We start from the raw sequence: 5,438 nt of genomic DNA on the forward strand, positions 1-5,438 counted from the left end.
GTCTAATTTACCATCTAGCAAAGCTTCTAAATAATCATCAGGGGTCATTCCAGCATCACTCGCAGCAGGAGGTTCCCACTTTTCGCGAGTTGATCTGCCAACTTGTATTTTCGATGTGATTGGGGATTCTCATCAAGGATTTCGGCAACTTTGTTTCCGGTTATTTGATGATGCGGAATGCTATCAATAACTTTCTGCCATGCATTCTTTAACACTTGAATAGGGCGATCCGTCAAGTTTTCTGACCAATTTATATGTTTTTTATTATTTAATATAGTTTGGCCTCACAGGCTTCTTTGTAAATTTTGACGTGACAAACTTGAAATTCGCAGGTGGGCTGTTCTGGAGGATAGCCAAGAAGTATTAAGTGCAGATCTATCTCAGATGCATCAATTATTTTGTTGATGTACCACTCTGTCTTTCCCAAGATTTTTTGACAGTATTCTTTAAAGTTTCGCCACTTAAATTTTGCTCGCGAAGTATAGTTGTATTAATTAAAGCGACAGCAAGATATACTAAACCAACCCGCACGTAGCATCAGTGATTTCTTATTTCATTAGTTGCCCAATCAATAGTGATGCAATGACCCTGGTTGTGAAGTTATTCGCAGTATTCAGTCTGATCGCCAATCGATGGATATGGTGGGTCTTTAAGCGGGTCTGGCAAAAGGTCGTAAGTTATATCCATTGTCTTTCACGTTGATAATTTTCAAGTAATCGATGCCGTTCTGGATAAAGGTTTCCCATCCTCGACGGCATCTTTCGGCGTCTGTCTCAGAAACTTTATTGAAGCTTAACTCATGCTAGCCGGATAAAATTAGGCGTCCTCAATTTCACCGTCAACAATTTCAGTTTCTGACTCAGTTGTGGGAAAATAGTTCAGAAAACAGAGGAATGTTTGTCGCGTTAGGTTTAATCCCTTGACGCCTCAAAAATTCAGCTATTGCATTCCATTCATTGGTTTTAGCTATGACTTTTATCTCGAGTACTTCCAATTCCTTGCTGAGTATATCGGATCTCTTGTAGAATTCTTGCATTTCAGGTACGCAGGATTTAGCTAAAAGTATTAACTCCTTGATAACGTTTGGTAAGTTATCATCAAGAGTGACTTCCGTGATTGTAACGGTCGTAGTCAGCGGTTAGGGAGAATTCAATTTTCGTAATTGTCATAGGTTGGGTAGAAAGGGACACCTTCAAGGGTGTCCCGATAAAATGGCTAATTAGAAACAGATTGTGGTAGAGAGAATGTCTTTAATCTACACCACTGTTTCAAAATACTCATCGTTAAGTTGAACCCGCAAATCATCGGAAACAAATTTTCCGCGTCGCATCCGACGTTGGATAGCATCCAAGGCTATTTCAATCCAAGTTGGATTTTCTTCATCTTCAGGTAAGCTGTTATACGCTTACCTGAAGATATCTAAGCCTTTCTGAATAACGTCTGGCGGCAACCAACCAGGTTTAATTTCATCATCATCCCAAGGATGAAGGGCATAAAGGTCATCTAGATCCTTTAAAGCTGCATCTCTAGTACGTGCTTCACACAATATAAACCCGGTGAGATCGTGCCGTAAAACATAGATAAAGCTATTGCCATCAAAAACCGGGTCAACAGCTATGTTCCCGCGAATAACTCAATTAATTTCCTCGGAATAGTCGTCAGGAACGCTGGCAAAATTTCCTAGACTAATTCTGGTTTTTTGCTTTGATTGCGAAGGGTTTTTGTAGGTAATCAAATTCCGCCTCTCCCACTTCGGTTTGAGTGCCCTTACAACCAAGGGAGTCGGCGATGATATCTGACATACTCACTTTTTCTGCTAAAGCCTTGCTAATCGTTTTATGTGACGCCGCATCGATTGTTTCTGGGAACTGAGTCCTGAAGTCTGGGGTAACTTCTTCCTCGATTTCCTCGTCACCCTGCCATGGCAAAAACTTCTGTTTCATGGTAGATCCGGTGTTCCCTCGCGAAACCCCCATGTCTGGGTTATTGCTGCATCAATCGGGATACCTTCTGAAATTAAATACCCTGTATTGGTGAATTTGTCTGTAGCGTTAATTTCGTCAGCTTCTAAGATTTCAGCTTCAGCGCTACCAAATTCATCTATTAGATCTGGCATTTCATCTAGGAAAAGAAGTCCCTGAGATTTACTAGCCAGTGCCAAACTGTACTAGACTCCCTCTACCAGCAATTATTTCTTACCAATAGCCTTGATTTGATTCACTTCAGAATCAATCTCGTCAGCCAATATTGTTTCCTGTCCGATGGATAAAGCAGATAACGCCCAGACACCAGCAGCTACCAGCAAGAAAAGTTTCTGCTGTTTATTGTCCTGGTAAATCTTAGGGATTAGCTAGACTCTATCCCTATTAAACTCGTAAGGTAAACTGACATCGCTTTCGGTGATGACAAAGTTACGAGTATAGGTTTGGTTGATCGCGTTCTTCTCGACTTGTCGCCATACCTGTAACTTCTGAAGTGGATAGGCGAACGAACCAACTAGGCAACAGATAGAAGCCCATGACAAACCAAGGAATAACCGCTTATTTTTTGCTAACCAAAGCATCTGCCTTGCTTTGGTTAAGTACGTAGGAAATGGTTATCAGTACTGCTAAGGAAGTTGCGGTAAGCGTCAGCGTCATCTCTGGCGAAACGTACTTGGTGTGGACTTCGATTAAATCCCAATATCCACCGATGCAACCAATCAACATTGCACCACCTAATAGAATTGCTAATTCTTTGTTTCCTTCAGCAATTGCAATGATGTAACCGCAATAGCCAAGTACTCCTAGACGTAGCAGCATGATGGGAAAGTGGAAAGGAAGATTGAGTCTGGCTAAGTAGGCAGCGCCGCAAGAGATGGAAGCATAAAATACCAACTCGTTAGGGTTTTTCAGATGTCCTCTAATCCTTGTCCTCTAGTTAAATCTGTGGCAGGGCTTTCGTTAACCCGCCCATGAATTGCTAAACTCTAGTTTGTGTAAGCGCTGAGGATGTAGTCAGAAATTTGTTTTTGACACTCCCCGTCGAGTTTTATGCGTTCCGCTTTTCCATCAGTTAGAATCTTTTTGTTGGATTCTAGAACCTCAAATTCAACGTCAATCAGCTGAGATTCTTCACCGTAAACGGTCTTGTCGTAATAGTTGACGTAAGCTGCTGTGCCGCTACTAACTCAGTCATCTTACCTGCCAATCAAAACCGCAAGCTGTTAAGGATGTTAATCGAGGAAGTGCGATTGTCTATCTCAATTACGGTACAAGTGCAATTGCTCTTGCGCGTATTGGTTTAAATCCTGGTGCGTCGAGTTACGTTCTGAATATTCGCGATATTAACTACTCTGGTGCAATTTCTGCAATTGTGTCATCTGGTTAGAAATTATCGAGTCAATTTAAATGGCAGCTTCACTGGTTAGAATTATAGCGAGGCAGACATTAATAGCTGTATCGCGAGCAAGATATTCATCACCAACTTTACTGCCACGCCCTATGGCAGATTTTGGCAGACGTCAAAATAGTCAAAATTTAAGAAACCCATATAAAAGGGATTACTCGCGAGGACAAGAGCAATACAAAAAGGAATTTTTTAAACAATATGAAAGCGAATTACCGCCGAATTTAAGACAACAAATTCCCGCACCTAGACAGTCGCAGCCTATACCCGTTCCGTTCTTCCTAGGCACTTGAGTGCCGCCGTTCTTCCTACTCGACCAACAGGTCGTGTATCCGACCCGCGACGGGCACGGCGATCTGGTTCTTCGCCATCACAAAGGTCACAAACGCAAACTAAACCTCAAGATTTACCTAGATACAAAGAACCAGCTGAACGTGGGATGAAGTTCGCTTTGAATTTACAACATCCACCAGGGAAACCGCCGCGTTCCCCTGGCGGTTTCGCTATCGATAAATCTCGAGAAACTCACGACAAATTAGAACAGTTTAAGCGGGGATTGAACGATTTAGTTTTTCCGGGTTTAAACGAAGTTAGCGATTTTATCTTTGAGGAAATTCTCAGGTTTATTAAATAACTTTGGCAGTGGCGGCGAGTTAGAAATATTTTAGAATAATCCTTTAGAAGCTAACTTAACTTTACCAATAGATCCACGCTGGCAAGATACAGACATAATTACAGTTTGGTATGGAGGAACGAGCTTTATTACTGATGATGGATGGCAATGGGTAGCAGGGGCGCCTTTATCTTTACCTCCCCATTATTGGAGTGGTGGTGAAGATTACGATCTGATAATTATACAAGGTAGAACCCAAACAATTAACGCTACTTTGTTGTTTGATAGTAATTTGTCAGCTCAACATATTTATTATTTTTACGCTGGCTTCATTTTTTGGGTTGGTAATTTGCTTTCTGTTAATGGTAGAGTTGATAGATTGACTCAAGTTACTAGCACAATTGGGGAGTCTTATGCGCCAATTGACGTAGAAACTCCTTCTGGGAGATGGTCACCTGGTTCTGAACCTGAAACGCCATTCCAGGATGAGTTTGAGATTGTTCCTAGAATTAATCGTAGACTTCGCAGAATTATTGAAGAAGGGGAGGAAGTAAAAAAAGTGACTTGCGATTTTAGTTGAATTTTAGTGGCATTGCGTCGCGTGTTAACGACAAATACAAGCCAGCTTGCGCAAGTAACGCAAGCCTATTTAGCAATCAACGCTAACATCAACGAATTCCAGCCACCAATTAATACGATAAACACAACCACTCAAACGACTTCAACCACCGTCAATTCAGTTGATAACGTAGTTCAATCAACAGCAACTCGTGTAAATAATACTGCAATTTGCGTGTCAAACGTTGCTAAGAAATTAGATGATGTAGTTGCAGTTAATAATGTTAGAACGAAACTCGATTATCTTGGCGAACTTGTGCAGAGAACTTTCAACAAAGTTGGTGAAGTTTTTCAGGAAATAACAAAGCGACTCGATAAGTGGGCAAGGTGGTTTCGCTTACCTATGCTGCTGGATGCTTTATCTTTTATCCTATTGCTACACAATGCAGCGATGTTGAGTAGTAATGTCCTCCAAACTGTAGGAGAAATTCTTAACACTGGACTTCAAATAATTGGGGTACAGAAGAAATTAACGCAGCTACTCCAGGTCAGACTAAATTAAACGGCATGATTCAGGAAATACAAAACATTGATGATGTAGCTAGCAGTTTGTCTTGTGCCGTATCTGAAGTTAAAAGCATTCAGGATACTGTTATTGAAATGCGCGAACCCCGACAGAAATTTAATCAAGCTGTATAGGAGTTGGTTACTGGTAAATCATCTGAAGAATCAGACAAAAAAACTAAATCTCAAACTTTTACAATTGAAGGACCATAAATGTGAACGACCATGAATGATTTTGACCACTTACAATCTGTCTATCGCCTACTTCACAATCAGGAAGTTAATCAATTATTTCGCGATGTTGATGTGCCGGAAA

Annotated in this window: 11 protein-coding genes; 4 read left to right on the forward strand and 7 right to left on the reverse strand. The window is 41.0% G+C overall.

Annotated features, from left to right (window positions below; genetic code table 11):
* Positions 1-44: 44 nt before the first annotated feature.
* From ACE1CM_RS17750 to ACE1CM_RS17780, 7 genes are all read right to left on the reverse strand, one after another.
* Positions 45-236, reverse strand: a complete 192-nt coding sequence (locus ACE1CM_RS17750; protein ID WP_374878890.1) for a hypothetical protein — start codon at positions 234-236, stop codon at positions 45-47.
* A gap of 623 nt (positions 237-859) precedes the next feature.
* Positions 860-1,036, reverse strand: a complete 177-nt coding sequence (locus tag ACE1CM_RS17755) for a hypothetical protein (RefSeq protein ID WP_374878892.1) — start codon at positions 1,034-1,036, stop codon at positions 860-862.
* A 369-nt stretch (positions 1,037-1,405) separates the two neighbouring features.
* Positions 1,406-1,546 (reverse strand): hypothetical protein, encoded by a 141-nt coding sequence (locus ACE1CM_RS17760; protein WP_374878894.1) that lies wholly within the window; start codon positions 1,544-1,546, stop codon positions 1,406-1,408.
* Positions 1,547-1,685: 139 nt separating this feature from the next.
* Positions 1,686-1,943 (reverse strand): hypothetical protein, encoded by a 258-nt coding sequence (locus ACE1CM_RS17765; RefSeq protein ID WP_374878896.1) that lies wholly within the window; start codon positions 1,941-1,943, stop codon positions 1,686-1,688.
* Positions 1,940-2,161, reverse strand: coding sequence for a hypothetical protein (locus ACE1CM_RS17770; protein WP_374878898.1), 222 nt, complete (start codon positions 2,159-2,161; stop codon positions 1,940-1,942). Before ACE1CM_RS17770 ends, ACE1CM_RS17765 begins: the two co-directional genes overlap by 4 nt.
* Positions 2,162-2,350: 189 nt before the next feature.
* A complete protein-coding gene (locus ACE1CM_RS17775) occupies positions 2,351-2,563 on the reverse strand; it encodes a hypothetical protein (protein WP_374878900.1) in 213 nt (70 codons plus the stop codon).
* Positions 2,541-2,876: a hypothetical protein gene (locus ACE1CM_RS17780; RefSeq protein ID WP_374878901.1), complete on the reverse strand. Its 336-nt coding sequence runs from the start codon at positions 2,874-2,876 to the stop codon at positions 2,541-2,543. The genes ACE1CM_RS17775 and ACE1CM_RS17780 overlap by 23 nt, the downstream gene beginning before the upstream one ends.
* A 950-nt stretch (positions 2,877-3,826) precedes the next feature.
* On the opposite strand from ACE1CM_RS17780, the gene ACE1CM_RS17785 reads away from it, so the two are divergent.
* The 4 genes from ACE1CM_RS17785 to ACE1CM_RS17800 all read left to right on the forward strand — a co-directional run bounded on the left by ACE1CM_RS17785 (position 3,827) and on the right by ACE1CM_RS17800 (position 5,257).
* Positions 3,827-4,021 (forward strand): hypothetical protein, encoded by a 195-nt coding sequence (locus ACE1CM_RS17785; protein WP_374878902.1) that lies wholly within the window; start codon positions 3,827-3,829, stop codon positions 4,019-4,021.
* A gap of 358 nt (positions 4,022-4,379) precedes the next feature.
* Positions 4,380-4,580 (forward strand): hypothetical protein, encoded by a 201-nt coding sequence (locus ACE1CM_RS17790; RefSeq protein ID WP_374878903.1) that lies wholly within the window; start codon positions 4,380-4,382, stop codon positions 4,578-4,580.
* A 6-nt stretch (positions 4,581-4,586) separates the two neighbouring features.
* Complete coding sequence (locus ACE1CM_RS17795; protein WP_374878905.1) at positions 4,587-5,120, forward strand: hypothetical protein; 534 nt, start codon at positions 4,587-4,589, stop codon at positions 5,118-5,120.
* A gap of 5 nt (positions 5,121-5,125) precedes the next feature.
* A complete protein-coding gene (locus ACE1CM_RS17800; RefSeq protein WP_374878907.1) occupies positions 5,126-5,257 on the forward strand; it encodes a hypothetical protein in 132 nt (43 codons plus the stop codon).
* Positions 5,258-5,438: the final 181 nt, after the last annotated feature.

Origin of the sequence: Microseira sp. BLCC-F43, from assembly GCF_041929235.1 — a bacterium.
Taxonomy (GTDB): Bacteria; Cyanobacteriota; Cyanobacteriia; order Cyanobacteriales; family Aerosakkonemataceae; genus Microseira.